This is a genomic window from Tepidimonas sp., from assembly GCF_046292505.1.
Taxonomy (GTDB): Bacteria; Pseudomonadota; Gammaproteobacteria; order Burkholderiales; family Burkholderiaceae_C; genus Tepidimonas.
Map to the genome: position 1 here is coordinate 1 of NZ_JBKBQX010000124.1, position 1021 is coordinate 1021.

General features: G+C 60.9%; 2 protein-coding genes. Both read left to right on the forward strand.

Annotated features, from left to right (window positions below):
• Positions 1-178: 178 nt before the first annotated feature.
• Positions 179-502, forward strand: a complete 324-nt coding sequence (locus tag ACK4TH_RS12165; protein WP_409626825.1) for a type II toxin-antitoxin system RelE/ParE family toxin — start codon at positions 179-181, stop codon at positions 500-502.
• Positions 495-785 carry a helix-turn-helix domain-containing protein gene (locus ACK4TH_RS12170; RefSeq protein ID WP_145770281.1) on the forward strand — a complete coding sequence of 97 codons (291 nt, stop codon included), beginning with the start codon at positions 495-497 and terminating at the stop codon, positions 783-785. The genes ACK4TH_RS12165 and ACK4TH_RS12170 overlap by 8 nt, the downstream gene beginning before the upstream one ends.
• Positions 786-1021 lie beyond the last annotated feature (236 nt).

Genomic DNA, 1021 nt, shown 5'->3' on the forward strand with positions numbered 1-1021 from the left:
ATGTCGATCCGCGATTGGGCATTGCGCGATGGCTGGAACGGTCGACGGCAGGATCGGGATGAGGCCAAGGGCTATCTGGTAGCAGCCCTTGGCGTGCTGGCCCGGTACTACGGCTATGAGCGCTCGGGCAGTCGAAAGCCATTTGCACAGGTGTCCGCTTCTAGCGGATAATGTGACCATGGTTTTTGTGGAACTCCCGATCTTCGTCCGCTGTGCAGCCGAACTGTTCTCGGATGAGGATATGGCCGAGTTGCAGAACACCTTGCTGGAAAACCCTGCCGCCGGTGACTTGATCCCCGGTGGTCGGGGTTTGCGCAAGCTGCGTGTTCCGCTGCCTGGTCGAGGCAAGCGTGGCGGTGCCCGGGTGATCTACTACCACTGGGTCGGCAAGGAGCAGTGCTATCTGATCTACGCCTACGCGAAGAATGTCAGTGCGAACCTGACGCCGGATCAGCTGCGGCGGTTGGCGGAAGTGATGCAAGCGGAGATACGAGATGAATGACAAACAGTTCGATGAGTTGCTGAGCAGCGTACGTGACATGGGCCGCCATATGCGTGGTGAGGCTGTGGCCGGTGTGCGTGTGCAGGAGTTTCCCGAGCCTGACGTCAAGGCGATCCGCGAGCGCACGGGGCTATCGCAGAGTCGGTTTGCCTACCTGATTGGCGTAAAGCCCAAGACGCTTCAGAACTGGGAGCAGCGCCGAGTGCGTCCTGCCGGGCCAGCTCGCGCCTTGCTCAAGATCGTCGAAGCCAACCCCGACGCGCTCTCGGCCATTCACGCGTGAAAATTTTTGAGGTGGCTTTCCGAAACCTACTTGAATGCTGGCCCCCCACAAGGTACAGTAATCCCGTACTGCTAATAACTGCGCCCACCGGGGAGACCTTGGTGGGCGTTGTCGTTTCTGGGCTGGGCGTCCGCCACTCTGCCCAGCCTCTCCCACTCCGGAGACTCCCCCATGAAACTTCTCATCACCCGCCCGGTGGTCGTCACCGGCGACGGCGGCACGCGCTCGTTCGTCCC